Genomic DNA, 26,054 nt, shown 5'->3' with positions numbered 1-26,054 from the left:
GGCCAGCGCCGGTGTCAAGAGCACACGCGGATGTGACGCAATGGCACTGGCAAGTTTAAATCGATTAGATTATATCAGCCGCGTTATCGCGACCGGCGTCAGAGCGGACAGACCATGACCAGCCAGATCATCCCCGTCGATCCTTTCGACTTCATCATTTTCGGCGGCACTGGCGATCTGTCGGAACGCAAGCTTCTGCCGTCGCTATACTACCGCCAACGCGACCACCAGTTTTCCGAGCCGACGCGCATCATCGGCGCATCGCGTTCGAAGATGACAGACGAGGAGTTCCAATCTTTCGCCAGGCAGGCGATTGCCGACCACGTGAAGCCGGAAGATATCGACGCCACGGAACTGAAGACGTTCCTCGCACGGCTTTCCTATGTCCCGGCAGATGCAACCACAGGTGCCGGCTTCGACAGGCTGGAGAAGGCGATCGGCGACAGCGAACACATCCGCGCTTTCTATCTGGCGGTGGCGCCGGCACTGTTCGGCGACATCTCGCACAAGCTGAAGGAGCACGGGCTGATCACGCCGAATTCGCGCATCGTGCTGGAAAAGCCGATCGGCCGTGATCTAGCTTCGGCGCGCGCGCTCAACGATCTGGTCGGCGACGACTTCCATGAAAGCCAGATTTTCCGCATCGATCACTATCTCGGCAAGGAGACGGTCCAGAATTTGATGGCGCTGCGCTTTGCCAACGCGCTCTACGAGCCGCTTTGGAATTCCGCCAATGTCGATCATGTGCAGATCACCGTGGCCGAGACAGTCGGCCTGGAAGACCGCGTCACTTATTACGACAAGGCCGGCGCATTGCGTGACATGGTGCAGAACCACATGCTGCAACTGCTCTGCCTCGTCGCCATGGAGGCGCCGTCGTCGATGGACGCCGATGCCGTCCGTGACGAAAAGCTGAAGGTGCTGCGGGCGCTGAAGCGCATCAACGGCAACGAAGCGCCGAAGCACACGGTGCGCGGACAATACCGTGCCGGCGCCTCGGCCGGCGGGCCGGTGAAAGGCTATGTCGAGGAGCTCGGCAAGAACAGCAACACCGAGACTTTCGTTGCGCTCAAAGCCGAGATCGGCAACTGGCGCTGGGCGGGCGTGCCGTTCTATCTCCGGACCGGCAAGCGGCTGGCGACGCGCGTTTCGGAGATCGTCATCGAATTCAAGCCGATCCCGCATTCGATCTTCGGCGAGAGCGCCGGGCCGATCTCCGCCAACCAGCTGGTCATCAGGCTGCAGCCCGACGAGGGCGTCAAGCAGTTCATCATGATCAAGGATCCGGGGCCCGGCGGCATGCGGCTGCGCCAGATTCCGCTCGACATGAGTTTTGCGCAATCCTTCGACGGCCGCGCCCCCGATGCCTATGAGCGGCTGATCATGGACGTCATCCGTGGCAACCAGACGCTGTTCATGCGCCGCGACGAGGTCGAGGCGGCGTGGAAATGGATCGACCCGATCCAGGACGCCTGGGAAAGCGGCAGGCAAGAGGCGCAAGGCTACACCGCCGGCACATGGGGCCCCTCGGCCTCGATTGCGCTGATCGAACGCGACGGGCGGACATGGCACGAGAGCAATTAGGCGGCGCCTACAACTGGCACGAATTTGCCGGACGCCAGGAGTTGGCGACAGCGCTTGCCGGCCACGTCGCCGGCCGTCTGTCAAAGGCGATCGCCGAGCGCGGCACGGCGCTGCTTGCGGTCTCGGGCGGCACGACGCCGGCGAAATTCTTCGCGGCGCTTTCGACAGTTCCGATCGCCTGGGAAAAGGTGACGATAACATTGGTCGACGAGCGCTTCGTGCCGCCCTCATCGCCGCGCTCCAATGCCGGCCTGGTTGCCGCCAACCTGCTACAGAACGCGGCCGCCGCCGCGAATTTCGTGCCGCTCTACCACGCCGCGGCAACGATCGAGGGTGCGGCGGTCTCCGACAGTGAGGCGCTGCAAGTGCTGCCCTGGCCAGTCGACGTTGTTGTGCTCGGCATGGGAACTGATGGCCACACCGCCTCGTTCTTTCCGGATGCCGACAACCTGGCAAGATTGCTCGATCCGTCGTCGCAAAGGATCGTGCTTCCGGTTCACGCGGCAAGTGCCGGCGAGCCACGGCTGACACTGTCACTGGCGCGGATCATCAATGCCGCCTTCATCGCGCTGCACATCGAGGGCGCGGAAAAACGCACCGCATTCGAGGCCGCGCTTGGAGCTGGAGCACGAAAGCCCATTCGCGCCGTGCTCGATGCCACTCAAAAGCCCGTAGAGGTTTTCTGGGCACCCTGATCTCAACTTGGCTGCAGGTCCCGGCAACAGCCGGAAGGTGTCTGCGGGACCTCGCCTGAAAGGACCGACCGCCATGACCGCAAGACGCGACATCGAAGCCATCACCCAGCGCATCCGTGAGCGCTCAAAGCCCGGTCGCGAGGCCTATCTCGGCCGCATCGCCGAAGCCTCGAACCGCACCGCCAACCGGGCCGTGCTGTCCTGCGGCAACCTGGCCCATGGCTTTGCCGTCTGCAGCCCTTCCGAAAAGGTAGCGCTTGGCGGCGACCGGGTGCCGAATCTCGGCATTATCACCTCCTATAACGACATGCTGTCGGCACATCAGCCTTTCGAGACATTTCCGGCGCTGATCAAGGACGCGGCGCGCGAGGCCGGCGGCATCGCCCAGGTGGCCGGCGGCGTGCCGGCGATGTGCGACGGCGTCACCCAGGGCCAGCCCGGAATGGAGCTGTCGCTGTTCTCGCGCGACGTGATCGCCATGGCCGCGGCAATCGGCCTGTCGCACAACATGTTCGATGCCGCCGTCTATCTCGGCGTTTGCGACAAGATCGTGCCCGGGCTGGTGATCGCGGCGCTGACCTTCGGTCATCTGCCTGCGGTCTTCATCCCGGCCGGGCCGATGACGACCGGCATTCCGAACGACGAAAAGGCCAAGATCCGCCAGCTCTATGCCGAGGGCAAGGCCGGGCGGGCCGAACTGCTCGAAGCCGAATCAAAATCCTATCACGGGCCGGGAACCTGCACTTTCTACGGTACCGCCAATTCCAACCAGATGCTGATGGAGATCATGGGCCTGCACACGCCTGGCGCTTCCTTCGTCAATCCCGGCACGCCGCTGCGCGACGCGCTGACCAGGGAAGCGACGAAGCGGGCGCTGGCGATCACCGCGCTCGGCAACGCCTACACGCCGGTCGGGCGGATGATCGACGAGCGCTCGATCGTCAACGGCATCGTCGGCCTGCACGCCACCGGCGGTTCGACCAACCACACCATCCACCTGATCGCCATGGCAGCGGCGGCCGGCATCGCCATTACCTGGCAGGATATTTCCGACATCTCGGAAGCCGTGCCGCTGCTGGCGCGAGTCTATCCGAACGGCCTTGCCGATGTGAACCACTTCCACGCCGCCGGCGGGCTCGGCTTCCTGATCCGCGAACTGCTCGACGCAGGCATCCTGCACGAGGATGTGCAGACGGTGTGGGGAGAAGGGCTGCGCCCCTACGCGGTCGAGGCCAGGCTCGGCGCCGACGGCGGCGTCGTGCGCGAGGCTTCGCCGCGCGAGAGCGGGGACGAGAAGGTGCTGGCGCCGTTCAAGAAGGCGTTCCAGCCGAGCGGCGGTCTGAAAGTGCTTTCGGGCAATCTCGGCCACGCCGTCATCAAGACATCGGCGGTCAAGCCGGAGCGGCGCGTCATCGAGGCGCCGGCCAAGGTGTTCGACAGCCAGCAAGGCCTGAACGAGGCGTTCAAGGCGGGGTCGCTGACCGGCGACTTCATCGCCGTCATTCGGTTCCAGGGACCGAAGGCCAACGGCATGCCGGAATTGCACAGGCTGACCACCGTGCTCGGCATCCTGCAGGACCGCGGCCAGCATGTGGCGTTGGTCACCGACGGCCGCATGTCGGGCGCTTCAGGCAAGGTGCCAGCGGCGATCCACGTGACGCCGGAAGCGGCGGAGGACGGGCCTATCGCCAGGATCCATGACGGCGATATCATCAGGCTCGACGCCGAGGCCGGGACGCTGGAGGTACTGGTGCCAGCCGACGATTTCGCACTGCGCCGCCCCGCGGACAGCGACCTCATAGGCAATGAATTCGGCTTCGGCCGCGAGCTTTTCGCCGGGTTCCGGCAGTTGGTGGGACGCGCCGACCATGGCGCCAGCGCCTTCGGTACGGCGTGACTTTTCGACCATGGAAGAGCGGCTGGTGGCCGCTCTCCCTTAGATCTACTGAACGGTCAGCTCGGCTCGCGCGCCGGCCCTGACTGTTACCGTGCCTTCCCTCGAGCTGTTGTCCGATTTCTCCGAAACCACCGCGTAGTCGCCGGCCGACAGGGTGGCTTGATACTTCTGGTCGTAGGCGTAGCCGACCGACTTGCGGGTTCCGTCGATGGCCTTCCTGGCCTCGAATATCTCGATCTTCGAGGCCCCTGGCGCGGTTATCGTCAGCATGCCGGCGTTCATCGCGATCTTCAGATCCTGATGGTCGCCAACCTTGACGCTGAACGGCTGCTCGGCCACCGCAAGGTCGACCGTCGCGACCATTACATAATCGTCGGGCGGCAGATCGAACTTGCTGTCCGGACCGTAGGCATAAGTCACCTCCTGCCTGGTTCCGTCGACGTTCTTTTTCGCCTGGAGCACTTTGAAGCCGACGCCCGAACCCTCGGCCTTGTCGCCGCCGGCAGCATAATAGGCGTTGGCGACGATACGCCCGACGCCGACGATGATGTCCTTGTCGATGACCCTGCCGGCGGCAAGCGGGATCGTCTCGATAACCATGCCCTGGCCGATCGTGACCGTCACCTTCTGGTCACCGGCCGGCAGCACGACTTTCGTGTCACCGTAGTAGGTCGGCGGGGTGTCGACGCCGGGATAGCCGATTACGACAGCCGCGCCGTCATCAACGTCCGCTCCTTCGCTTGGCCGCGGGTGGATGACCAGCGTGCCGGCATTCAGGTTGAAGTGCGGTTTGGCGACCTGGCCAGGCTCTATCTTGATCTTCTGTTCGGCCCTGGCCTCGCCGGCACGCGCGACGACGATATAGTCGCCCGGCTCCAGATTGCCCTTGTAGGTGCCATATTCGGTGGTGACGGGATCGCCGCGCGTGCCGTCGGAATTCGCCTTGTGGATCTCCCAGGCATTGCCGTCGGTGACGGGATCGCCACCCTCGGCAAGCACGACGGTGGGCACGAAATTGGACTCCGCCGGCTGGGCGGGCGCCGGCTGGGGAGCAGGCTGCGGGGCGGGAGTCGGTTCAGGGGCGGGTGGCGGAGGCGCAACGGTCTCGACGAGGGCGTCCTGCAATGCCTTTTCATCCGACGCTTCGATATATTTGCCGCCGGTATTGTCGGCGAGGCAACCGACCTGCTTGCCCTCGGCCGCCGTCAGGCCGAAGCCGACGACATTGACGGTGAAGTCGACGCCAGCAGCCTCCAGTTCCTTGCCGAGCGCACAGGGATCGCCGCTACATGTCTCGATGCCATCGGTGATGAGAACGACCGTCGCCTTGTCCTCGGTGTATTTCAATGCTTCCGCCGCTTGCTTGACCGCAGCGGTCAGCGGCGTCTTGCCCTGAAATTTCAAGCTGTCGGCCGCGGCTGAGATCGCACTTGCCGAGCCTGCCTGCGGTGGCACGATGAGTTCGATGTCGTCGCAACTGGCCTTCTCGCGATGGCCATAGGCCATGAAGCCTATTTCCTCCTCGGCCGGGACCGATTGCAGCACGTTCCGCAGCGATTGACGGGCGATTTCGAGCTTGGGCTTGCCGTCGATCTGCGCCCACATCGAGCCGGAGGCATCGAGAATGACGATGACGCGATCGGCGGCGAAGCCGAACCCCGTCGTCCACAGCAACAGGGCCGCCGCAGCGACGCTCTGCACAAATCCCGCCATCAAAAATCTCCCCCGTCAGTCGCCGCCGCTCGGCGCCGGAAAGCTATTTGACGCCGGGTCGCGATACAAGCCCGGACGGAGTACGAAGCTGCGTCGCCTCTCTGCCAAACCCTCAATAGGCCGTGCGGCGTTCCTCGGAAGGCGGCCGGCCGAATTGCAGCCGGTAGCTCTGGGCAAAATAGGAATGCGAGGTGAAGCCGGTGGCGATTGCCACGTCGAGGATCGGCATGTTGGTCTGGCGCAGCAATTCGCGCGCCCGCTCGAGCCTGAGCCGCATATAATAGCGCCCGGGCGTCACACTGAGATGGCGCAGGAACAGGCGCTCGACCTGGCGCACCGACAGGCCCGCCGACTTGGCGAGCTGCACCGCCGACAGCGGCTCGTCGAGATGGTCGGCCATCAGCTCGACGATGCGGCGCAGCTTCTCCGACTTGCCGGTCAGGTCGCGTTCCGGGCCGACGCGCTGGCGGTCCCCGGCCGAGCGGATGCGCTCATGCTGGAACTGGTTGGCGACGCCATTGGCGAGGCTCGAGCCGAAATCACCGCGCACGATCTCCAGCATCAGGTCGATCGATGTGGTGCCGCCGGCGCAGGTGTAGCGCTTGCGGTCGATCTCGAAGACGTTGCCGGTGCAGTTGATGTCCGGAAAGCGTTCGAGGAAGCCGGCGCGGTTTTCCCAATGGATGGTGCAGCGATAGCCATCGAGCTGGCCTGCTTCGGCAAGCAAATAGGAGCCGACCGAAAGCGCGCCGAGCGCATTGCCGCGCCGGCCCCAACTGCGCAGCGCTGCCAGCACCTTGCTCTTGCCGGGAAATTCCGTCGTCAGCCCGACCGAGACGAACAGGATATCGACCGGCGGCAGATCGGCAACCGCGTAGTCGATCTTGAGCGGCAGGCCGTTGGACGCCATGACGGCGTCGCCGTCGGCCGACACCGTAGTCCAGCCATAGAAATCGCGGCCGAGCAGCCGGTTCGCCGACCGGAACGTGTCGATTGCCGCGGCCAGCGAGAACATGGAGAACTTGTCGACCAACAGAAACCCGAACTGCCGCCCGCCCTGAACGGGATCATTGGTGACCGGCCGTTCTAAGGGAACAGTGAGGTTCGGCAAGGACGCTGCTTTCTGGTCAGAAGGAAGGCCGTTTCAATCCGGCTGCGAGATAGGCGGAAGCTAGCGTGTTGGCCATCAGCATGGCAATGGTCATCGGTCCGACGCCGCCAGGCACCGGCGTGATGGCGCCGGCCGCCTTCGCTGCTTCGGCAAAGGCGACGTCGCCGACGAGGCGCGTCTTGCCTTCGCCCTTTTCAGGTGCGGCGACGCGGTTGATGCCGACATCGATGACAGTGGCGCCAGGCTTGACCCAGTCGCCGCGGACCATTTCAGACCGGCCGACGGCGGCGACCAGAATATCGGCGGTGCGGGCAAGCGCCGGCAGGTCCCTGGTCCGGCTGTGTGCGATGGTGACGGTGCAGTTGGCGGCAAGCAGAAGATTGGCCATCGGTTTGCCGACGATGTTCGAACGCCCGACGACGACCGCATTGAGACCGGACAGGTCCTTGCCGCGCACGCGTTCGATCAGCAGCATCGAGCCGGCCGGCGTGCAAGGCACGAAGGCGGTCTCGAGTTCGCCGGTGCCGAGCTTGCCGACATTGATGAAGTGGAAGCCGTCGACATCCTTCTCCGGCGCGATGGTCTGGATGATCTTGCCGGAATCGATATGGCCGGGAAGCGGAAGCTGCACGAGGATGCCGTTGATGGCCGGATCGGCGTTGAGCTGGCCGATGATCTTCAACAGGTCCGGCTCGGAGGTTTCGGCCGGCAGCGTGTGCTGAACCGAATGGAAGCCGCATTCCTTGGCGGTGCGGGATTTGGAGGCGACATAGACCTGGCTCGCCGGATCCTCGCCGACGATGACCACGGCGAGACCGGGCTGCCGTCCATCCTTTTCCGCCAGTTCGGCGGTCAGGGCCTTGACCCGCCGCACCACGTCTTCGGCGACGCTTTTTCCGTCAATCAACTCAGCCATGAACCACCCTCGACGCCTATCGCGTAAGCCTGCCGCGTTAAAACATCCATGCGGCGCGCTCCAGATATCTTTTATGCAGGCCGTTGCCCAGAACCATGCGCTGCGGGCGGACATGCAGCGCGGCATTTTCACGAAAATCGAGCCGGGCAATCCCGTCAATGCGCCGTCCCATGCCGTTAACTCGAAACCGGCATGTTTTATTCGACGCTCAGAAATAGCGGCGGCGCGCGCGGTTTTCGGTGAGCTCGCGAACCACCTCGCGGAATTCGCGCAGGCTGGCGCGGATTTCCTCGATCTGGCTTTGCTGATCGGCGGCTTCCGAGGCCTGATTTGCCTTCCTCGACCAGGCCTGAGTATGGGCCGAATGCGGCGGCGTGGGTTGCTGCGGATAAGGTGCCCGACCGGCATAGAGCGGCTGCGGGTGGAACGCAGGTGGCATCGCTGCGGTGGAATTTGTCGCGGCGGAAGTCTCACCGGACGCCATCTCCTCCGGCGCTCTGCCAGGCATGAGCTGGCTCAGCGCCGACAACACGGCACCGATCGGACCAGGACGTTTGGTACGCGCGACCTCGACCGGCTGAGCGGGAGGCGGCGCTGCCCGGTATGCTGCGTGATCGGCGGAACCGGCATCGGGGCCGCCAAGGGAGCCAGCGGGGTCGAAAAACCCATCGGCAGCTGCAGCCTCTTCCATCAGTATGGTGCCGGCCTTTGGCTCATCGGGATCGGGCTGGCTTATGCCGGCGGCTGCCAACAGGATCGGACTGGCACGCGCTTCGCGGCGCGAGCGGGCAAGACGATGGCGTGTGGCGGCATCCTCGCGCCATGACGGGCCTGCGCGGTCCTCTAGCGAAACCAGCGATGCTTCGTCCTCGCCGCGCACCGCCTCGACGAGCGACAGCAAGGACTGCTCGTTCCTCAGTGTTCACGATTTTTCCTATAAGCCATGGTTTCTGGAGCCTTCCCCTCGGGCTGGGACGTAGCGACCGCCACTGGTTAAGCGATGCTAAACAGGCATAGGAAATAAAAGGTTAATTTGGTCGCCGCGCGGCTGCGCGACTACATGCGCATCCCAACCGCAAGGTCGGGGTTTCCGCCTGATCACGGTCCCAACAGGGCTTCCCCGCCCTGCCGCGAACGTCTATGGGGAAGCCATCTCTGTGGGAGGCTTTCGATGACGATCAGGCTTGTTCTCGCCGGTTGCGGCAATATGGGCTACGCCATGCTCTCGGGCTGGCTGAAAGCCGGCAAGCTGGCTCCGGCGGTGGTGTTTGTGGTCGAGCCCAATGCCGAGTTGCGCAAGCGTGCCGAAGCACTGGGCTGCGCTGCCGGCGCGGATGCCGGCGCCATCCCGGCGGACGCCGTGCCGACCCTCGTCGTCATTGCGGTGAAGCCGCAGGTGATCCGCGACGTGACGGCTGGTTACATCCGCTTCAACGATGGCCGGACCACTTTCCTCAGCATCGCCGCCGGGACGCCGGTCGCCACGTTTGAAGGTATTCTCGGCGACCGCGCGCCGATCGTGCGCTGCATGCCCAACACGCCGGCGGCGATCGGCAGGGGCATGATGGTGGTGTTTTCCAACAGGCTGGTTTCCGACGACACCAAGCGTTTTGTCGCCGACCTGCTTTCGGCGAGCGGGCAAGTGGCGGATATCGACGACGAAGCCCTGATGGATGCGGTGACGGCAGTCTCCGGGTCGGGGCCGGCCTATATCTTCCATTTCATCGAAGCGCTGACCGTGGCCGCCGAGAAAGCCGGCCTGCCGACCGGGACTGCCAAGCTCTTGGCCATGCAGACGGTCTACGGCGCCGCCTCGCTGGCCGCCGAAAGCGGCGAGGAGCCGGGCGTGCTCAGGCAGCAGGTGACCAGCCCCAACGGCACGACGGCTGCGGCCCTTGCGGTGCTGATGAGCGAGAACCGGCTGACGCGCCTGCTCACCGAGGCGGTGGAAGCGGCGCGGCTGCGGTCGATAGAGCTGGGGAAGTAGGGCTTCTTGGGGAGCCGGTCGGCGGTGATGGTCGACCGTTCCTTTCGGCAATAGCAACCGGTAGAAAAGCCGTTACGCGGCGTTCCTTCGCGCCCTCCACTGTCCTCCCGACATCAAAATCGCGATAGCCTAAATGTCGACAGATATCAGCGATGTCCCCACAAGTCGTCGATCTCGTCCTTGTTCACGGGCCGCCCGTCTTTGCCGGCTTTGGCTTTGAGATCATCGGCAATGGCCGCGAGCCGCTCTGCCAGAGAAAGGCGTCCATTTTCCCGCTTCAACTCGGATTCACGGACCTCAGCCATCACCAAGATTCCCATACAGCATCTCGTCCTGCAACCGGCGCAAGGCGAATAGCCTGGTCGTCGGGTCGGGCGCGGCATTGTCGGCGGTGAGCAATTCGCCTTTCCTCACCGGTTTCAGCACCTTGCCGCCTTCGAGCAGACCGACCGGCACGGCGCGATGGGCGCGGGCTTCTTCGACGGTCATGGTCCAGGAGCGGTAGCAGGTCTCGCCGATCGCATCGAAACCCTCGCCTGCCGCCAGATCCCGCTTGGCCACCGCGCAGACCTCGGCCACCGGCCGCGGCAGCGGCACCATGTCGGGCTTGCCGTAAAGCGCGATGCGAGCGGCCGTCAGCGGCACTTCCAGCGAGGTCAGATGGTAGGGCCTGAAGAAGCTGTAATAGGGACCGTGGCCGATATGCAGATCGTCCATGCGCTCGATGATGCGCGGATGCGTCGCCTCGACGATGACGAAGACACCGGGCGCAACGCCCTTGCCGACGGTGTAGTCGACGACGCCCTTCTTCGACAGAATGCCGCCCTGCTCGCGCGGGATCAGCACCTTGACCAGCTCGTCGCGATCGGCCTTGGGGCCGTGCATGCCGGGAACGTCGGGCACCAGCCCGGTGGCGTTGGCAATGGCGCACATCTCGACCATGGTTTTCGAGCCGTCGACGAACTCGACCAGCATGCGCGGATTCATGTTGCGGCGCAGCGCCTCCTCGCGGTAGTCGTCGGGAATGGCGTCGTGGTTGAGAGGGTTGTTCTTGCCCTTGCCGGCGGAGACGATGGTGTAGCCGAGCGCCGAGGCGAACTCGATCAGCTCCATGCAGCTCGACGGCTCGTCGCCGGCGCCGACCGAATAGACGACGCCGAGCCGGTCGGCCTGCTGCTTTAGATAGCAGCCGATGGTAACGTCGGCCTCGACATTCATCATCACCAGGTGCTTGCCATGCTGCATCGCCATCAGGTCGAAATCGGCGGCGACCCCGGGCTTGCCGGTGGCATCGATGACGACATCGATAAGCGGATTGGTGACCAGCATTTCGTTCGAGGTGATGGCGATCTTGCCGCTTTCGATCGCCTGGCTGACCTTCGAAGCACTGTCCGCTTCGGCTGCCATCGCCTCGTCGCCATAAGCAATGCGGATGGCCTCACGCGCCGTATGCGGGCGGCGCGTCGAGATCGCGCAAACCGAAATGCCCGGCATCAGCATGCCTTGCGTCACCAGGTCGGTGCCCATCTCGCCCGAACCAATAACACCGATGCGCACCGGGCGGCCTTCCGCGGCACGCTTGGCAAGATCGCGGGCAAGCCCGGTCAAGGCGACATTGGTCATACTGGAAACGTCCACTGCTTTTTGATTTGAAGCGGGAATAGCAGGGAACGGCAACCCATTGCCAATCGAAACCGGCCGCGGCGGTCTTTTCTTGCGCATGACCCCGGAAACCAGAATTGTTCCTATGAAGACATGCACCCGGCCGAAGGACTAACGAGGGTCCTGTGGCGCCAAAGGCCCGCGTTGAAGCGGCGGAACGGGCCGTTAAGCCCGGATGGATCGCAGCCAAGAAATGTACGGAAATTCTTAGTCATTCTTTTATGCAATCCTGCTTAATAGGGAAATGGACTGGCGTGCCCGCATTTTTAGGTGTTTTTTCCGCGCTATGCGACCGATCGGCGAGAGCGGCAACGTTGCTACTATTTTTGCTCTGTCTTTGCCGATTGTCGTCGGCGGTGCGGGCCTCGGTATCGAGACTTCCTATTGGTATTACAGCAGCCTGAAGCTACAAGCAGTGGCGGATGCGGCGGCCTATGCTGGCGCTTTGGAAAAGGTTTCGGGATCCGACACGCCAAAGATTGTCTCCGCAGCGACAGCGTCAGCGACCACGAACGGCTGGGGACCGTCAGCAGGTACAATAGAGGTCTTCTCGCCTCCGTCAGCCGGTCCAAATGTCGGAAAAAAGGCGGTTGAGGTAGTCGTTCATCAGAACCTCGATCGGTTCTTTACGTCGATATTCACGCAAAACGCAGTTGGCGCACAAGCAAGGGCGGTGGCTCTTATTACGGATGCTTCAAAAGCCTGCATTTTGACGGTCGATCCTTCCGCCTCGAAAGCGGCGCTCTTTTCCGGCAGTTCGACCACAAAACTGGCAGGCTGCTCCGTCATGTCGAATTCGATAGCTCCGGACGCCATCAAACTTCAGGGATCGGCAAGCCTTGATGTCGATTGCCTGATATCGGCAGGCGGTGTTTCGTTGAGCAACGTCGTGAAGACCGTTTGCGCCAGCCTGATAACTCAGGCGCTGCCCGCTGCTGATCCTTTTGCCGACCTGCCGGCGCCGCCGGCCACGAACCCTTGTCAAAACGGCAATCAGTCAACCTTGCAACCTGGAACATACTGCAAGGGGCTCAGCTTGAGCGGCAATGTAACCCTCTCGCCCGGGATATACGTCATTGAGGGAGGCGATTTCAAAGCGAGCTCGAATGCAAATATTTCCGGCGAGGGTGTCGTCATTTATCTGGCCGGTACCTCCGGCGTTAGCATGAACGGCACGGCGACCGTCAAGCTCAGCGCACCGACGTCGGGCACCTATTCAGGTGTGCTGTTCTATGGCGACAGAGCCAACCTGGCGGGATCCAACACGTTTAATGGCACGGCGGATTCGCTATTGACCGGCGCTCTGTATTTTCCAACACAGGGCGTCAATTATCTCGGCAATTTCTCGGGCAAAGGTGGTTGCACGCAGGTCGTCGCAAGTACCGTGCAATGGTCCGGCAACGCAAACATCATTCAGGATTGCACGAGCCTTGGAATGCGAGACATTCCGGCCACGCAAACCGTTCAGCTTGTCGAGTAGTTTTCGTGGATCGGCTACAAGTCCGGATGTTCCGGAGTGATTCGGGTGTTGCCGCGGTAGAGTTTGCGCTGGTTCTGCCCGCCCTTTGCCTGGTACTTCTTGGCATCATCGACGGCTGGTCTTTTGTCTCGAGCGCATTGTCGATGCGTGCAGGCGTCAAAACCGCGGCGAACCTCGTGATGCAAGGAGCAGTCGAGGATACGACCATCCAAGCTGTCGCTCTTTCGAGCTGGGAAAACCATCCTGATGGCGCGCAGGTGGCAGTGAGCCGGAAATACATGTGCGGGAACATCGTGGCCGATCCATCGGTCCTGTGCGACACTTTGAAAGCCCCCTCGGTCTTCCTCGTAATACAGGCGACAGCCACCTGGTCACCGCCCTTCAGTTTTGGCGCGTTTTCCCTCTCGCGCGAACTCAGTCATCAACAGGTGATTCGTGTCCGCTAAGTCGAGAGCTTTCACGGGGGATGCATCAGGCGGAGCTGCATTAGAGTTCGCGCTGATCGCGCCTTTTCTGATAATGCTTTTGATCGGCATCTTTGCATTCGGCTGGGCTCTGAATGCTATGTCGAGTGTTCGGTACACGCTGGAAACGTCGTCACGTGCGCTGCAAATGAAGAACTCGCTGACGCAGGCCCAGATCCAAGCCATTGCCACGGAAAAATTACTGGATTTGGGATTGAAAGACGTCGACGTAACAATAGCAATCGACGCCCCCAGCGGCGGCTTTCGCATGGCACATCTGACCGCCCAATATGCGTTCGTGATCGAGTTCCCGTATTTCAACCGATATCCGATAAATTATCAGACAACTGTCACAGTTCCCCTGATTGCATCGTGAGCACGTCCCCGGCCAGTCGAGCGGCACCTTTCGCAGGATGTTCGCTGCACGCCGCCTTTATAGGCGATCGCCTTGTACAGCGTGCCGTTGCCGGCTTTGTTCCGGCCGAGCCCCACCCCTCGCCCAGCGCTGCGCCGCCGCTACTTGTTTGTTGACAGGCATGCGAGGCCTACATGTGGAATTTGGCAGCAGAGGGCTGGAGACTCCTCAAGCAGAGCGTCATCGGCTTCATCGACGACAATGCGCTGAGCCATGGGGCGGCGATAGCGTTTTATGCCACGACCTCGCTTGCGCCGATCCTGCTCATCGTTGTCGCTATTGCCGGCATGGCCTTCGGGCACGAGGCGGCGCAACTCGCCCTTTCGGCACAGATCGCTGGCCTGATGGGGCCGCAAAGTGCCGAGCTGCTGCGAGCTACGATCGAAAACGCCTCGCAGAAGGAAGCCGGAACCCTCGCCAGCATTCTGGGGCTGGTCACGCTGTTCGTCGCCGCATCCGGCGTGTTCGGCGAGATGCAGCTGGGGTTGAACGAAATCTGGAAAGTCAAACCGAGCGGGGCAACGATTTCACGAATGGTTCGGGCACGCATTGCAAGCCTGGGCCTGGTCGCCGCCCTCGGTTTTCTGCTTCTGGTGTCGCTGGTCGTAAGCGCTGCAATTTCGGGGCTCGGAGAAGTCATCAACGCCTACCTGCCGTTCGGCACCATCATCCTGAGCGCCATCAACGGGATCGTCTCGTTTGCCCTGATCACGCTGCTGTTTGCCGCAATCTACAAGGTGCTGCCGGACCGCAGCCTGCAATGGCGCGATGTCGGCATCGGCGCCGTGGTCACCGGGTTTCTGTTCACCATCGGCAAGTCGCTGATTGGCTGGTATATCGGAACCAGCGCCATCTCATCGTCATACGGCGCGGCCGGCGCCCTGCTCGTCGTGCTGTTATGGGTCTATTATTCGGCCGAGATATTTCTGCTGGGCGCCGAATTCACGCGAGCCTATTCGGTTCGACACGGCAGCCGGTCCGATTTGAAAAACAAGGTGGAATCGCATGACAAATGAGTTCACGCCGAAATTCGACCTCGCCGGCAAGGTGGTGCTGGTTACCGGCGCCTCGCGCGGCATCGGAGGCAGCGGCAGGCGGACTGCAGTGGTCAAACCTGGTGTCCAGCTTTCTCATTCATCGCCGGCGAGCCAACGGACCATGTTCGCCATCAGTCTTCCGTAGAACGGCCATCCGAGGAAATCCTGCGAGAGCCAATGCGGGCCGATATCGGTTGCCCAGGCAATCGTGCGGCCGCGGCCATGGCTACCGACGGCAAGGAGCGGCCAGTCGGTGCCGCGATGGTGGCAGGTCGCCAGAAGCCGGGACGAACCGTCGCGCCTGAATTCCAGCTTGTTCATGCCGAGAATCGGTGGCAAAGGCCCCTCCACCCCGGAAAAAATCGGATGTGACGACTGCAGGATGGAGGCCTGCAGGCCTTGCGGCACCTCCATGCCGTCGCAGTAGGGTAGGCAACGGACCGGCAGAACGTCCTCGACCGGGGTGTCGTGGAAACGCGCCGTCCCGAACATGCCCTGAAAGCCCATGTAACCGCCGGCCAGCATCAGCCCGCCGCCACCTTCGACATAGGCCTTGAGCACATCGAGGCGGTTGACGCCGACACGCCCAGCGCGGGCATCCGGCGTCACCAGCAATGTCAGGGCGCCGACGTCGGAGATCACCACCGCCTGATATTGGGCGAGCCCATCTAGGTCACAGGGAAACTCCGCGCTGCAACGCTCGCCGCCGATCTGCGTGACCGCGATGCCTTCAGTGGCCAGCACGGCATTGAAGGCCGTCGCACCATTTGTCGAGGCCGCACTTGTAAGCACGTCGCTGCCGATGGCAACCGAGGTCGTCGCTGCAAAGGTTTCGCCTGCAAGCAATATCTTCATTGCCGCCCCGCACTGTTTTCATTCGAGAGGTTTTTAGGAAGGGCGCCGGATGGACCGGCGCCCCCTAGAACTCAAGCTCTATAGGATCAGAATTTGAACTCGGCCAGATTTTCGGGAGTCACGATCTTGGCCGGACCAAGGATCAGTTCGCCGCCGGCGCCAATCGTGTATTCGCCGAGCCTGCCTGCCGTGAACTTCTCACCCTCCTTGCCGGTGATCTTGCATTGCGCAAACGCCTGGGCCGTCTGATAAGTAAGATAGCCAAGATCGGTGACGTTCCACCAGATATCCTGAGCCGCTTCGTCCTTGATGTATTTCGAGATCAGAGTGGCCGGCGCGAGGCCGGTCAGCTTGACCTTGCCGATCATGCCCGCTTCCTCGAGTGCACGCGCGGCCGCCGGAAGGCCGATGCCAGCCGGGACGATGATCACCTTGAGATCCGGAAACGCCTGGACCAGCGCCAACGCCTGCTGCTGGTTGATTTGTTCGCTTTCTTCGCCATAGGCTACCTGCACCAGCTTCATTTTGGAGAACTTCGGCTCGGCCGCCATCTTCGCCTTCATGAAGTCGATCCAGGCGTTCTGGTTGGTTGCCGTCGGCGTCGACGACAGGATCGCGAATTCGCCTTCACCGCCGCTGAGGGCGAATGCACTTTCGAGCATCATCTCGGCGAGACTGTCGCCCTTGACCTGATTGACGAATACCGCACGCGCATCGGCGGCCACATCGGAGTCATAGGAAGTCACCCTGACGCCCTGCTGAACGGCGCGCTTCAGCGCAGGCGCGACGGCATTGGCGTCGTTGCCGGCAATTGCGATGACTCCGACCTTCTGCGAGACGAGGCTGTTGATGAATTCGATCTGCGCCTCGGCGGTCGCCTGCGATGGGGCGACCTGGGTAGCGGTGCCGCCAATTTCCTTGGCTGCCTCTTGTGCGCCTCCAAAGGCCACTTTGAAGTAGGGATCCGTGTCGAGCTTGGGCAGGAAACCGACCGTTACGGGTTCCTTGGCGCACTCCTGGCTGAAGGCCAGCGAGCTTGGCGCAAGCAGAACCGCGGATGCGAGCAGGGCTAATCTAAACGCTTTCATTGTGACTCCTCCGTCAAAATTCGGGCTTGAAGGAAGGGGCCCGAGATCACCCCTTTGTCTCGCGCATTGCGCGGGATCTGCTGAGCATCTCCTGTGTGGAGCGCCAGTAATTGCCGACCAGCAGCGAGCCGATCAGAAGCAGGCCGATGATCATGCCCTGCGCGTCGCCACCGATCTGGTTCAGCGCCAGCACGTTGCGGATGATGGCGATCAGGACCAGTGCCAGCATGACGCCGGTCAGGCGTCCCTTGCCGCCAAAGACGCTGACGCCGCCGAGCAGCACGATGGTGATGACGTCGAGCTCCATGCCGAGCGCATTGTTGGCGCGGGCGTTGGAAAGGCGCGCGGTATAGACGATGCCGGCTATCGCTGCGACGACGCCCGAGACGACGAACAGGTTCAGCACCATCCGGCGCGTGTTTATGCCGGAATAGCGCGCCACTTCGGGGCTGCCGCCGAGCGCGTAGATGCGCTTGCCGGTCGGCGTCTTCTGCAGCACGACCGCAAACACCGGCGCCAGCACCAGGAAGGGCACGATGGTCCACGGTATCTCGGTGCCAGGCAGGTTGTTGATGCCGAAATCGACGACCGCGGGCGGCAGGATGTTGACCGAGCCGGTGCCGAGCAGGATGTAGCCAATGCCTCGATAGAGCGCCATGGTGCCGAGCGTCACAACCAACGACTGCAGTCCAAGGCCCGAGACCAGATAGCCGTTGAAGGCGCCGAGCAGGCCGCCGATGAAGAGCGTCAGCGGGATTGCGGCAAGTGTCGGCACACCGGCCTGGACCAGCAAGCCAAAGACGACGGACGTCAGCGCCAGCACCGAGGCGATCGACAGGTCGATCTCGCGGGTGATGATGAGCAGCGTCATCGGCAGGATCAGCAATGCCTTTTCCGAGGCGCTGGCGGCCAGTTGCGAGAGATTGAAGCCGGAAACGAAATTCGGCACGAAGATCGCGGCATAGAGGAAGATGGCCACGCAAGAGGTCGCCAGCAGCAGATCCCAGAAGTCGATCGAACGGAGGAACTTTTTCACCGCGCCCTCGCCTGTCTTGCCTGCTCGGCCCGCCGCACGATGAAGGTGTCGATGCCGATGGCGACCAGGATCACGAGGCCGTAGACGCCCTGCAGCCACAGCGGGTCGACGCGCACCAGCGTCAGCCCGTTCTTGATGACGAGCAGCGTGAGCGCGCCGAGGATGATACCGAGCAGCGTGCCCGAACCACCGCGGATGGCGACGCCGCCGACCACCGCCGACGCGATCACGGTGAGTTCGAAACCGAGCGCGACGCGTGCATCGATGGTCGCATAGCGCGATGCCCACAGCGCGCCGCGCAGGCCGCCGAGCAGGCCGGCCATGCCAAAGGCCAACAGAATGCGGCGGTCGACGGGGATGCCGATAAGACGCGCGCCGTCGGGATTGGAGCCGGCGGCGAACAGTTCGCGCCCGATGGCCGTGCGATAGAGCAGCACATAACCCAGGCACAGGATGACGATCGCGATGACGACGATCAGCGGCACGCCGGCGATCTTCAGGCCGGTCATGTCGAGCCAGGCTTGCGTGACTTCGTCGGCGCTGATCTGGTCACCGGCTGCCCAGATCGAGTTGAAGCCGCGGAAGATCGACATCGAGGCCAGCGTGACGACGATCGCCGGGATCTTTCCCCTGGTGACGACGAGGCCGTTGATCAGGCCGGCGACGCCACCGACGGCGCATGCGGTTATCAGGCCAATGCCGATGTCGAGCCCTGGATAGGCCTGGACCATGCTGGCCGCCATGTAAGCCGACAGGCCGATCACCGCAGCGATCGAAAGGTCGATGTTGCGGGTGATCAGCACCAGCATCTGCGCGAGTGCTGCAACGACGAGCAAGGCGGCATCCATCGACACGGCGGTCAGGTTTGCGGCGCTCACCATGCGCGGGTTGATGACGGTGACCGGGATGGCGACCGCCAGCATCGCGGCGAGCAGACCGAACTCCCGCCGCTTCAGTATGTCGAGCGGTCCTCTTCTCTTCTCCTCGCCGGTGGCCTGTGCCGCCGCATCGGCGCTTTCGCCGGCCTTGGTCGCTGCTTCCAGCACCTTTTCCTGAGTGGCTTCGCCCCTGGCAAATTCGGCCGTCCGATGGCCTTCGCGCAGGACGATGATGCGGTCGCACATGCCGATGAGCTCGGGCATTTCGGAGGAGATCAGGATGATTGCCATGCCCTGGGCGGCAAGGTCGGCGATCATCGCATGCACTTCCGCCTTGGTGCCGACGTCGATGCCTTGCGTCGGCTCGTCGAGGATGAGGACGCGCGGTTCGCTGCGCAGCCATTTGGCCAACACTACCTTCTGCTGGTTGCCGCCGGACAGTTCCTTTACCGGCTGCGCATAGCCGGAAAAGCGAAGCTTCATGCGCTTCAGCCAGTCCGAAACCAGATTGATCGCGCGGTTCGTGCCGTAGAAGCAGGAGCGGGCTGCCTTGTCGAGGACTGGCAGCACCGCGTTGTCGAGGATGGAAAAATCCATGACCAGGCTCTGGCCCATGCGGTCTTCAGAGACATAGGCGATACGCGCATCCATGGCGTCGCGTGCCGACGCGAAGCGCACAGCGTCGCCGTCGATCAGGATTTCGCCGGCATCGGGCTGGTCGATTCCGAACAGCACGCGGGCGATCTCGGTCCGCCCGCTGCCGACCAGGCCGCCGAGCCCGAGCACCTCGCCGGCATGGAGCTTGAGGTCGATAGTGGAAAAGCCACCGGCGTGCGAAAGCCCCCTCGCCTCCAGCACCAGTGCGCCGGTGGCGTGGCTTCGTTGCGGATAGAGGTCGGTGACCTCGCGGCCGACCATCATGCCGATGGCGGCGGCGCGGCCAAGCTCGGCCCTCGGCTTGACACCGATGAGACGCCCGTCGCGCAGCACGGCGATGCGGTCGGCGATGCGGAAGATCTCGTCCATGCGGTGGCCGACGAACATCATCGCCACGCCGTGCAGCCGCAGGTCGGCGACGACGGTGAACAGCCGCTCGACCTCGCGCTGCGACAGGGCGGCCGTCGGCTCGTCCATGATCAGCACCCGCGCGTCGAGCGACAGGGCGCGGGCGATCTCGACCAGTTGCTGTTCGGAGGTGCGCAACGTTCCGAGCCGGGTTTCGGCCGGCACGTCGAGGCCGGCTGTCGCCAGCACCCTGCGCGCGCCGGCAAGCATGGCGGCGTTGTCGATGCCGCCGAAGCGGTCGCGCGGCATATGGCCGAGATAGATGTTCTCCGCCACCGAAAGATCAGGGAAAAGACCGGGGTGCTGGTGCATGACCGAGATGCCGGCAGCCTGGGCGTCGTGCGGCGAATGGAAGACCACAGGCTTGCCATCGACTTCGACATGGCCGCCGGTCGGGAGATACACGCCGGCCAGCAGCTTTACGCAGGTGCTCTTGCCGGCGCCGTTTTCGCCAAGCAGAGCCAGCACCTCGCCTGAGCGCAATTCGAAGGACGCGTCCTTGAGGGCAATCGTGCCGCCGAAGGCTTTTGTCGCCTGAACCAGGGCAACGGGGACAGCCGCGTCGCTCTTCACCATGGCGTCGGCTTCGCCTAATGCGCCCAAGTGCAGCACCTTTCCTCCCTGGTCCTGTTTTTTCAATTTGCTATATTAAATGGCCGAATGCCGCAACTGGAAAATTGACTTCCATGGCCGCGAAGGGCACTGTCGCGTCGCGCACGGGTGCGATTGGAGTGCTCGACCCCGCGGCAGCCTCAAAGCTGCAAGCGGCTGGAGTGGCTCTGCGGGAATGAATGGGGAGGCGCCGGTTTTGTCCGGAAAAGGCAGCAATTCGGTCAAGGTTCGGCATTATAACGAGCGCTTCGTGCTTGATGCCATTCGCCGCCTGAAGGAGGCATCCAAGTCCGATCTGGCGCGCGCCGCAAATCTGACGCCGGCCGCGGTCGCCACCATTGTCGACGGGCTGGAATCGTCCGGATTCGTAAAGCAAGTGGGGAAAAGGTTCGGGCAACGCGGATCGCCATCCACTCTCTACCGACTTGCACCTGAGCGTATCTACAGCGTCGGCATCAAGATCGGCCGGCGCGCGCTGGAAGCCGTGCTCGTCGACTTTGCCGGCGAGGTCCGCTCGCGCGAGTCGCACGAATATCGCTTTCCGGATCCCGACATGGTGCTCAAGGCCGGCAACATGTCGCTGGCCAATTTCGACAAGCTGGTCGAGGGGCTTGGCGATGCCAGCATCGTCGGCGTCGGCATCGCCTCGCCATATTTCCTCGGCGGCTGGAGCGAAGAGCTCGGCTTTCCCGACGATCTCGGCAGCCGCTGGGAAGCAATCGATCTGACGACGTTCTTCGCCACAAAGCCGAAGACCCCGGTCTTCGTGGAAAACGACGCATCATCGGCCGCACTCGCCGAACTCATCCAGGGGACCGGCGCACGGTTCCGCGACTTCATGCATATCTCGATCGACACCTTTGTCGGCGGCGGACTGGTGCAAGGCGGCAAGGTCCATACCGGGCCGCACGGCAACAGCGCCGCGCTCGGTCCTTTGCCGGTCTCGCCTTCAAGCCTCGATTCGGTGGCGGCCAAGCCGGCGCGCTACCAGAGCCTGCTGCATCGCGCTTCGATCTATGTGCTGGTCAATCATCTCAAATCGCGCGGCATCGAGATCAACCGTGTGCGCGAACTCGATCCCTTGCCGCCGGGGGCGCGCGAGCCGCTGTCCGAATGGATCGACGATTGCGCCAATGCGCTGGTCGAGGCGATCATCGCCATCACCTCCGTCATCGACATCGAGGCGATCGTTCTCGACAGCATCCTGCCGCGGCCGATTCATCTCGAGCTGTTGGCAAAGGTGCAGACCCAGTTCAACAGGATCAGCGCCATCGGCATCGTGGCGCCGGAAATCGTGTCGGGACAATTCGGCCCCGAGGCTTCGCCGATCGGCGCGGCGATGCTGCCGTTCTCGGCACTGTTGGCGCCCGACAGCGGCGTGCTCATGATCGGCAAGGACAGAACAATGCTGCCGGGCAGCCTTTCGAGGCTTGCCAGCCAAGGCCAACCAGCAAGAAGCTCAGCGCCTTCAACGGCATAAGATAGTGCCGCGAAAGAGCATCAAGCTCCGGGCATCATCAACATCAGCTCGCAGTCCGGCACGGGCACGACGGGCTTTTTGCGTCGGCACCGGAACTTTTAGCGGCTGCTAATCTTCATTCGTCACCAACATTGAAATGCCGATCGGTCCGCGCTCCGCTTCAGTGCGGGCCCAGGAAGCAAGGAGGAACATATGAACTGGGATCAAATCAAGGGAAAATGGACGCAGTTCAAAGGCAAGGCGAAAGAGCAGTGGGGTGACCTCACCGACGATGATCTTGATCGCATCGAGGGCAACCGAGACCAGCTTTTGGGACGTATCCAGGAGCGATATGGCATCGCCAAGGAAGAGGCAGAGCGCCAGGTAGATGACTGGTCCCGAAGCATCAGCTGAGCCTTGGGCGCAACGCCGTTTGCTGCCCCACCACCGGGGTGAAACTCTGCGTCGCCCGCCGTGCCGACTGGTGCGGTGGGCTCTTTCGACAGCGAGGCGAGCGAGGAACCTTTAGCCGCATCTAATGTTCTACTTGCGTGGCGGGCTTCGCCTCGGCGTGCACCCCACCCGGAGGCGAAGGAGTGCAATCATGAACAACATTATCTGGCTGGTCGGCGCGATCGTGATCGTAATCGCCATTTTGAGCTTTTTGGGTCTGCGATAGGCCTTAGCCCTCTCCTCGACCTCTTCGATTCAGCAACGGCTCCCTCTCGGCGTGGCCTCACTGCCCGTTGCATTCAAGCAGGTCAGACTTAGGTCCCAAGCAAGATACTCCAGGATTGGACCGAAGCCCCGGCTGGGAACGTAGCCGGCTGGCTCACGTTCTGGTGAGCTTTGGCGCGACGAAGTGCGTCCGGGCGGAAGAGTTCAAGCCAGGGAGGAGAGGCCCGACGCTCCGAACGGGCGGCGGGCCTGGGCGTAAATGCAAACGATCAGCAGGCTGTTCAATTCCCATGCCCAGGCAGCACGTGCCGTTGCCAGGCTTCAGGCTGCCGGGATTCGTCGCCGGCAAATCAGCGTGGTCGGATCTTACAATGACAATGATGAACCGATCAGCGTTGCTGGATATTACGACGATGAGATGAGCGCTCTCTGGCGGGGTGCGGTTGCTGGTGCCGCACTTGGCGCCACGGCTGGTCTGTTGGCCGGTTTCAGCGCTTTTGGAGTTCAAGGCGTTGATCCTGCGGGGATGACCGGCATGGCCCTGGTCGGTGCGGCGTGGGGCGGCTTTGCCGGCGTGCTTCTCGGAACTTTCGCCAATTTCGCCCAGAAGCCGCGCAAGCCGAAGATCGCAGAAGGTGTCGTACTGGTGATGGCTCGCGTCGATGAAAGGCAGGCCGGCGCCGCGCATACGGTGCTCCGGAGTTTCGCGGAGATGCCTTCCGGGCCGATGAAGAGGAGCGCTTTGCCAAATTCAAGCCGGCTCCGCGTCCGATCTGGTGCCCGATGAAGTTTGTTTCGCGAAACGGGAATTCAAACCGGAGGCGCCCGACGAAAGCTTGGCAAACCAACACTTTGGAAGCATGCGGGCTACTTGCCGTCGTGTTGTCCTTTATTCTTACCGTTCTGTTGGTTGGTCTCATCCTTGGCTGAACCCATGCCCTTGCCACCGGCGACACTATGCCCGGCAATTGGCGAAGGTTGTGGCCAGTTCGAAGGATTAAACCATTCGTGCTAAGCGTTAATAGCTTGTAGCCATAGGAGAGGACGCCAACGTGGACAAACGGGCTGAAGGAGACGCGGAGAAATTGGCTCGAGGCGAGTTCGAGCTCAGAGCCGAACGATATGGTGTGAACGCCTTTCTTCTCGTTGTCGAACTCGTAAATCTGCTGGAAAAGCGTGGAACGATCAGCAGCGACGACGTCGCGAAAATAGCCGAAGCCGCCGCACTTGCCGTTGCCGCATCCAGCGAACCCGACGTGAACAGCATCAATCTGTTGCAGGCCATCGCTGCCGCACGCCGGCCCAAATAGGCTTATATCAAATCCGCCAGCAATCGGCGCCAACCGATAAACGCTATGTTGAACTGGCCTCAGTCGAGCGTACGGAGCCTTTCCATGTGCAATGACTACGAGCAGCACATCGCCTGGGCCGAATACTGCCGGATGATGGAATCGCTGGCGCTCAAAATCCCCAGCCATCAAACCGAATTGGATCTGCCGCAGGCGGATGACATCCACATCAACGACCCCGCGCCTGTAATGCGCGCCGCTGGCGACGCAATCGAACTGGCGTCGATGACGTTCGGCTTTCCCCCGGCCGGGCCAAAAGGCGGACCTGTATTCAACTTTCGCTCGGAGGGCCGGCAGTTCAGCAACAGCAAGCGCTGTCTCGTTCCGGCGTCGGCATTCTTCGAATTCACGGGAACGAAATATCCAAAAACCAAGCACAGGTTCACGCTGAATGGCCATTCGTTCATGGCGATTGCCGGGCTGTGGCGCGAGGGTGTCGGAAACAAGCCGCCGACGTTCACGATGCTGACGAGCGAGCCAGGGCCGGACGTGGCGCCATATCACAACCGGCAAGTGGTTGTGCTGCGGCGATCGGACTGGGCGGCATGGATCCATCTGACGAAGTCCGAGGCTGAACTCATGCTGCCACTGCCGGAAGGGTCGCTCAGTGTGGAAACAGCTCGGGCAGGTTCGGAGTAGGAACCATCGGATAATTGCGCGCTGAGCTGCGGCCGCGCCGCATCGTCACGGCGATGCGCGCCATGCTCAGAACGAATGCCCGCGCGATATAAGCGCTTCAGCCCGGCTTGACGTAGCCGGCGGTGACCTCGTCTTTGTGGGCGGCGAAAGCTTCCAGGACTTCGGTTTTCTCAGGCTTCGGAATTTTGAAATGATCCAACGTCCGCCCGAGTTCGGCTGCGACCTCATCGAATTCCGCGGGGGAAATCCGCAGGTCGCGATGCGCCTCCTCGAGACCGAGCGGCGTCGTGCCGGGCTTGGTGGCGACGAACTTGAAGGGCCCGCCAGAAACGTCGCAGACCCACAGCGTGCGCATGAACTTAAGGCCGGGCAACCTTTCCAGGTTCTTGGTGTGCCATTTGCGCAGCTGCGGATTCTTGGACTTTTGGCCGACGATCGGGTTCCTCACGACGGCGTCGCTGAAATGATCGATCACCGCTGCGATGGCAAACACGCCGCCCAGCCGCTCATACAGACTTTTCTCGGATGTGGTTTTCTTCGTCTGCGCGAGCGCCTTGTCGACAGGCAATACCGACGTCGATGCGGCGGCCAGCGCCAGCGCGGCGACAACACTTCGTCTTGTGAGAGAAGTCGAAATTTTCATCCCTGGTTCCCTTCGAGGTTAGGCCAGAGCGAGCCGCAGCCTGTCTGGCGGGCTTCATGAAATGACATTCGGACACTTTGCCGTATTTTAGCATCGCCTAAAGAACTAACGAGCCCTTCGCCCGAATTATTCCGATTGGGCGCATTGTCATGGTCAACATGCGTCAAAAGGGGCGAAGGCCGCGCGGATGAGGAAGGCTTAGCAGGCGTCGCTGCACGCGGCAGAGGTCGCGAAGCCACTTCGGCCGCATCTGTGCCCCTGACCTTGGGCATTTTCCTTCTGTGTCGTGTTGTCGGCGGCAATCAGCCCCGGTAGGGGGCGTACAATCGCTTCCCGCGGCTTTGCCGGCTGCTTGCGGCCAATAGCTTGTGCTTTTCGAAGATCGCGAGCTTCTGCGGATAGGTCATCCGCACCTTGCGGTTGCACCCGTCGCATCTGAAGTGCGCGATTGTTCTTAGTGCGGAGCCCTTTCTTACCGCCGGGTGTGAGCAATCCGGACATTCGAATGTGAGCGCGACATCAGATAAGTCTTCGGCCAAACCCATTTCTATCCCCTTCGCAAGCTCGGTGGCTACACTCTGGCGATCATCAATGGGCAATTCAGATGCCAATCCGATTGTGCCAATGCGGGACTAGAACAATTCGCCTCGGAACGCCGCCTAGCTAGTGCGCCTTCTCTGCGCCTTTTGAGCGACGAAGAGACCTAACTTCCTCCAGCAGTTCGCGCTCATTGGTAGTCACGTTTCGGAAGATTGCGACAATCATCACCGCCAAGGCTTCGGCATCCAGGC

Annotated in this window: 25 protein-coding genes; 12 read left to right on the top strand and 13 right to left on the bottom strand. The window is 62.3% G+C overall.

The genetic code is table 11. The features are described 5' to 3' along the window. Positions 1–114 precede the first annotated feature (114 nt). The 3 genes from zwf (at position 115) to edd (ending at position 4,176) form a co-directional block, all read left to right on the top strand. A complete protein-coding gene (gene zwf / locus NKI58_RS07475; protein ID WP_352784816.1) occupies positions 115–1,584 on the top strand; it encodes a glucose-6-phosphate dehydrogenase in 1,470 nt (489 codons plus the stop codon). Then, positions 1,566–2,279 carry a 6-phosphogluconolactonase gene (pgl, locus tag NKI58_RS07470; RefSeq protein ID WP_352577531.1) on the top strand — a complete coding sequence of 238 codons (714 nt, stop codon included), beginning with the start codon at positions 1,566–1,568 and terminating at the stop codon, positions 2,277–2,279. The genes zwf and pgl overlap by 19 nt, the downstream gene beginning before the upstream one ends. A gap of 73 nt (positions 2,280–2,352) precedes the next feature. After that, positions 2,353–4,176, top strand: a complete 1,824-nt coding sequence (gene edd, locus NKI58_RS07465; protein WP_352577530.1) for a phosphogluconate dehydratase — start codon at positions 2,353–2,355, stop codon at positions 4,174–4,176. A gap of 45 nt (positions 4,177–4,221) precedes the next feature. Here edd and NKI58_RS07460 read toward each other — a convergent pair whose 3' ends face one another. From NKI58_RS07460 to NKI58_RS07440, 5 genes are all read right to left on the bottom strand, one after another. Beyond that, complete coding sequence (locus NKI58_RS07460) at positions 4,222–5,889, bottom strand: vWA domain-containing protein (RefSeq protein ID WP_352784810.1); 1,668 nt, start codon at positions 5,887–5,889, stop codon at positions 4,222–4,224. A 112-nt stretch (positions 5,890–6,001) separates the two neighbouring features. Next, complete coding sequence (locus NKI58_RS07455; RefSeq protein WP_023677433.1) at positions 6,002–7,000, bottom strand: GlxA family transcriptional regulator; 999 nt, start codon at positions 6,998–7,000, stop codon at positions 6,002–6,004. Between the two features lie 16 nt (positions 7,001–7,016). Beyond that, positions 7,017–7,916, bottom strand: coding sequence for a bifunctional methylenetetrahydrofolate dehydrogenase/methenyltetrahydrofolate cyclohydrolase FolD (gene folD, locus NKI58_RS07450; protein ID WP_352683143.1), 900 nt, complete (start codon positions 7,914–7,916; stop codon positions 7,017–7,019). A gap of 37 nt (positions 7,917–7,953) precedes the next feature. Further along, positions 7,954–8,088 (bottom strand): hypothetical protein, encoded by a 135-nt coding sequence (locus tag NKI58_RS07445; RefSeq protein ID WP_023677431.1) that lies wholly within the window; start codon positions 8,086–8,088, stop codon positions 7,954–7,956. 36 nt (positions 8,089–8,124) lie between these two features. Further along, complete coding sequence (locus tag NKI58_RS07440) at positions 8,125–8,817, bottom strand: hypothetical protein (RefSeq protein ID WP_352783610.1); 693 nt, start codon at positions 8,815–8,817, stop codon at positions 8,125–8,127. A 270-nt stretch (positions 8,818–9,087) separates the two neighbouring features. Between NKI58_RS07440 and proC the strand changes: the two genes are divergently transcribed. After that, on the top strand, positions 9,088–9,903 hold the full coding sequence (gene proC / locus NKI58_RS07435; protein ID WP_352783607.1) for a pyrroline-5-carboxylate reductase: 816 nt from the start codon (positions 9,088–9,090) through the stop codon (positions 9,901–9,903). Positions 9,904–10,049: 146 nt separating this feature from the next. Here proC and NKI58_RS07430 read toward each other — a convergent pair whose 3' ends face one another. Both NKI58_RS07430 and NKI58_RS07425 read right to left on the bottom strand, forming a co-directional pair. Continuing rightward, on the bottom strand, positions 10,050–10,208 hold the full coding sequence (locus NKI58_RS07430) for a hypothetical protein (protein ID WP_352783605.1): 159 nt from the start codon (positions 10,206–10,208) through the stop codon (positions 10,050–10,052). Further along, complete coding sequence (locus NKI58_RS07425; protein ID WP_352783603.1) at positions 10,201–11,526, bottom strand: NAD(P)H-dependent oxidoreductase; 1,326 nt, start codon at positions 11,524–11,526, stop codon at positions 10,201–10,203. The genes NKI58_RS07430 and NKI58_RS07425 overlap by 8 nt, the downstream gene beginning before the upstream one ends. A gap of 283 nt (positions 11,527–11,809) precedes the next feature. Here NKI58_RS07425 and NKI58_RS07420 point away from each other — a divergent pair, with 283 nt between their 5' ends. From NKI58_RS07420 to NKI58_RS07405, 4 genes are all read left to right on the top strand, one after another. Next, positions 11,810–13,045, top strand: coding sequence for a pilus assembly protein TadG-related protein (locus NKI58_RS07420; RefSeq protein ID WP_352783601.1), 1,236 nt, complete (start codon positions 11,810–11,812; stop codon positions 13,043–13,045). Between the two features lie 26 nt (positions 13,046–13,071). Next, positions 13,072–13,491 carry a TadE/TadG family type IV pilus assembly protein gene (locus tag NKI58_RS07415; RefSeq protein WP_023677424.1) on the top strand — a complete coding sequence of 140 codons (420 nt, stop codon included), beginning with the start codon at positions 13,072–13,074 and terminating at the stop codon, positions 13,489–13,491. Continuing rightward, the gene (locus tag NKI58_RS07410; RefSeq protein ID WP_023677423.1) at positions 13,481–13,885 is read left to right on the top strand and encodes a TadE/TadG family type IV pilus assembly protein; all 405 of its coding nucleotides are present in this window, start codon (positions 13,481–13,483) and stop codon (positions 13,883–13,885) included. The genes NKI58_RS07415 and NKI58_RS07410 overlap by 11 nt, the downstream gene beginning before the upstream one ends. A gap of 173 nt (positions 13,886–14,058) precedes the next feature. Beyond that, positions 14,059–14,940, top strand: a complete 882-nt coding sequence (locus tag NKI58_RS07405; protein WP_352577525.1) for a YihY/virulence factor BrkB family protein — start codon at positions 14,059–14,061, stop codon at positions 14,938–14,940. 114 nt (positions 14,941–15,054) lie between these two features. On the opposite strand, the gene NKI58_RS07400 is transcribed toward NKI58_RS07405, so the two are convergent. The 4 genes from NKI58_RS07400 to NKI58_RS07385 all read right to left on the bottom strand — a co-directional run bounded on the left by NKI58_RS07400 (position 15,055) and on the right by NKI58_RS07385 (position 20,495). Next, a complete protein-coding gene (locus NKI58_RS07400) occupies positions 15,055–15,816 on the bottom strand; it encodes a glutamine amidotransferase (RefSeq protein ID WP_352783597.1) in 762 nt (253 codons plus the stop codon). Positions 15,817–15,902: 86 nt separating this feature from the next. Continuing rightward, the gene (locus tag NKI58_RS07395) at positions 15,903–16,904 is read right to left on the bottom strand and encodes a rhamnose ABC transporter substrate-binding protein (protein ID WP_352853109.1); all 1,002 of its coding nucleotides are present in this window, start codon (positions 16,902–16,904) and stop codon (positions 15,903–15,905) included. A gap of 46 nt (positions 16,905–16,950) precedes the next feature. Then, on the bottom strand, positions 16,951–17,940 hold the full coding sequence (locus NKI58_RS07390; protein WP_352783595.1) for an ABC transporter permease: 990 nt from the start codon (positions 17,938–17,940) through the stop codon (positions 16,951–16,953). Next, a complete protein-coding gene (locus tag NKI58_RS07385; protein ID WP_352784798.1) occupies positions 17,937–20,495 on the bottom strand; it encodes an ATP-binding cassette domain-containing protein in 2,559 nt (852 codons plus the stop codon). The genes NKI58_RS07390 and NKI58_RS07385 overlap by 4 nt, the downstream gene beginning before the upstream one ends. Positions 20,496–20,691: 196 nt before the next feature. Here NKI58_RS07385 and NKI58_RS07380 point away from each other — a divergent pair, with 196 nt between their 5' ends. After that, entirely contained in the window at positions 20,692–21,975 is a 1,284-nt protein-coding gene (locus NKI58_RS07380) for an ROK family transcriptional regulator (RefSeq protein WP_023677417.1), read from the top strand. A gap of 192 nt (positions 21,976–22,167) precedes the next feature. Then, complete coding sequence (locus NKI58_RS07375; protein ID WP_023677416.1) at positions 22,168–22,368, top strand: CsbD family protein; 201 nt, start codon at positions 22,168–22,170, stop codon at positions 22,366–22,368. A gap of 418 nt (positions 22,369–22,786) precedes the next feature. Here NKI58_RS07375 and NKI58_RS07370 read toward each other — a convergent pair whose 3' ends face one another. Further along, positions 22,787–23,320 (bottom strand): hypothetical protein, encoded by a 534-nt coding sequence (locus NKI58_RS07370; protein ID WP_352826590.1) that lies wholly within the window; start codon positions 23,318–23,320, stop codon positions 22,787–22,789. Between the two features lie 364 nt (positions 23,321–23,684). Here NKI58_RS07370 and NKI58_RS07365 point away from each other — a divergent pair, with 364 nt between their 5' ends. Both NKI58_RS07365 and NKI58_RS07360 read left to right on the top strand, forming a co-directional pair. After that, entirely contained in the window at positions 23,685–23,942 is a 258-nt protein-coding gene (locus NKI58_RS07365; protein ID WP_031211977.1) for a hypothetical protein, read from the top strand. Between the two features lie 84 nt (positions 23,943–24,026). After that, entirely contained in the window at positions 24,027–24,620 is a 594-nt protein-coding gene (locus NKI58_RS07360) for an SOS response-associated peptidase family protein (RefSeq protein WP_352784791.1), read from the top strand. Positions 24,621–24,717: 97 nt separating this feature from the next. Here the strand turns inward: NKI58_RS07360 and NKI58_RS07355 are convergent, their stop codons facing one another. Beyond that, on the bottom strand, positions 24,718–25,263 hold the full coding sequence (locus tag NKI58_RS07355; RefSeq protein WP_352457047.1) for a group I truncated hemoglobin: 546 nt from the start codon (positions 25,261–25,263) through the stop codon (positions 24,718–24,720). Positions 25,264–26,054: the final 791 nt, after the last annotated feature.

The organism is Mesorhizobium sp. M0522 (assembly GCF_040321085.1).
Lineage (GTDB): Bacteria > Pseudomonadota > Alphaproteobacteria > Rhizobiales > Rhizobiaceae > Mesorhizobium.
This window is presented reverse-complemented; position numbering and strand designations above follow the sequence as displayed.